At 72.9% G+C, this 1,854-nt stretch carries 3 protein-coding genes; all 3 read right to left on the bottom strand.

Going from position 1 to position 1,854, the window contains the following annotated elements; genetic code table 11:
- Window positions 1-380 (bottom strand): GGDEF domain-containing protein (locus GA0070558_RS32535; RefSeq protein WP_141722437.1); only part of this gene is annotated, 380 nt, incomplete at its 3' end.
- Window positions 377-1,027: a DUF2637 domain-containing protein gene (locus GA0070558_RS32530; RefSeq protein WP_091287381.1), complete on the bottom strand. Its 651-nt coding sequence runs from the start codon at window positions 1,025-1,027 to the stop codon at window positions 377-379. The genes GA0070558_RS32530 and GA0070558_RS32535, both read right to left, overlap by 4 nt.
- Window positions 1,024-1,854: FtsK/SpoIIIE domain-containing protein (locus GA0070558_RS32525; RefSeq protein ID WP_256092270.1), on the bottom strand; the 831-nt coding region annotated here is incomplete at its 5' end. The genes GA0070558_RS32525 and GA0070558_RS32530, both read right to left, overlap by 4 nt.

The raw sequence follows: 1,854 nt of genomic DNA, 5'->3' as shown, positions 1-1,854 counted from the left end.
CGGGCAGCCGCGGCCGGGTTCGGGTCGAGAAGGAGCGCGGCGAACTCGTCCCCACCGAGCCGAGCGGCGACACCGTGAACCGACCGGAGACGGGAGGCGACGGCGGTGAGCACGACATCTCCGGCGGCGTGGCCGTGGGTGTCGTTGACCGGCTTGAAGCCGTCCAGGTCGACCACCACGACCCACGGCCGCAGCGGGGCGAGCTGGGTCCAAGCGTCGGCGAGTCCGGCGCGGTTGGCGAGGCCGGTGAGCGGGTCGCGGAGGGCGGCGCGGTGCAGGGCGGCCAGCTCGTAGCGGGCGACGTAAAGCCGGTACTGATCCCAGCAGAACAGAGCGAGGCCGGCGGCGAAGAGCACGCCGGAAAACAGGTGGTCAGTCATCGGGTCACCTCTTCGATCAGCGGGACACCGTTGCGGCGGACGAAGGCGGCCGGGGGCACCGGGGCGACCGTGGCCGGCCGGGTCGGCTCGACGGGGGCCGGGCGGGTCGGCTCGACCAGGGCGATGGGCTCAGGCACGGCCCGCGCGGCGACCGGAGCCGGCTGGACGGGCGGTTCGACCGGCCGGGCCGGCGGGGCGACAGCCGGCGAAGCCGGGGCGGGGGCGGGGGCGGCGGCCGGAATCGGAGCCGGGGCCGTGGTGAGGACGAGCTTGGACAGGCCCATGAACGCCAGGGCGGGCACGGCCGACAGGAGCCACCCGGACAGGCCGGGCTTGGCCACGGCGAGCTGCGCGGCCAGGGACAGCAGGACGGCGGCGACGAGCAGGAACATCGGGTAGCCGACCGGCTGACCGTTGCGGCGTCGGCGGCGGATGGTCAGCAGGGCGGCGACGGGCACCAGCTCGGAGATGACGGCGTTGGCCCAGCCGAACCACTCGCCGGTGCCGGGCGGGGAGTTGTCGAGGGTCCAGTCCTTGACGTGGGTGAACGAGGCGGCCCCGGCGAACCCGGCGACGAGCAGGAGGATGACGACGAGGACCAGGCCCTCGGCGCGGTCGGTGCGGGTGTGGGTGGGGTGGGGCTTCATGCGGCACCGTCCAGGACTTCACCGTCGATGACCCGGAGCCGGCCGTAGGTGTGGGCCATGTCGCGGATCTCGTCATCGGTCAGGTAGGAGAACCGGACCCGCATCGGGGTCGGGTCACCGTCGATGACCACGAACCCCACCCCCGGCAGGGACTGTGGGATGCGGTCGCACAGCGCGCCCCGGTCCCGCATCCCCTCACCGAGCACCAGGTCGACCTGTGCGGCTTCCGCGAGTCGAAGGCCGATGCGAGTGGGGAACAAGTCGCGGAAGGGCAGGACTTCCTTGCGGGGGTCCTGGATTGCGGCAAGGACGTGCACGCCCACGGCCCGCCCCTGCGAGAGCAGGATGGACAACGCGGCCTTGATCCGGTCCTTCAACTGCCGGTCGGTCAGGTACGCGGTCAGGTTCGCCAGCTCATCGATCACCACGACGATCAGCGGCTCATCCGGGGTCGGGGTGTGCTGGCGGGTCCGGCCGTAGAGCTTCCCGGCCCGGTCCTTGGCGACCGTGGCGGCTTCCTCGATCAGCTCCGCCATGGCGGCGTAGTCCTTGCGAGCGAACCGGGCGAACATCGGCGCGCCCATCCCGAGTTCCATGCCGCCCTTCGGGTCCAGGCCCCACAACTGCACGAGGCCGGAGGTGACCCCGGCCGCGAGGGACCGGACGACGGACCAGATGACCGAGCCCTTCCCCGAACCCGTGGCGCCCACCACGAGGACCTGAGTGCCGAACAGGCGCAGGTCGTAGCCGTCGCCGTCCTCGCGTCGGCCGACCGGCAGGGCGGTGAACTCCGGCACCGCCGGGACCGGGAGGGGGCGGACGGTCTT

Origin of the sequence: Micromonospora haikouensis (genome assembly GCF_900091595.1) — a bacterium.
In the GTDB taxonomy this organism is placed as follows: Bacteria; Actinomycetota; Actinomycetes; order Mycobacteriales; family Micromonosporaceae; genus Micromonospora; species Micromonospora haikouensis.
This window is presented reverse-complemented; position numbering and strand designations above follow the sequence as displayed.

Coding starts and splice junctions, on each gene's coding strand:
- GA0070558_RS32530 (WP_091287381.1), bottom strand. CDS start 1,027: ATGAAGCCCCACCCCACCCACACCCGCACCGACCGCGCCGAGGGCCTG.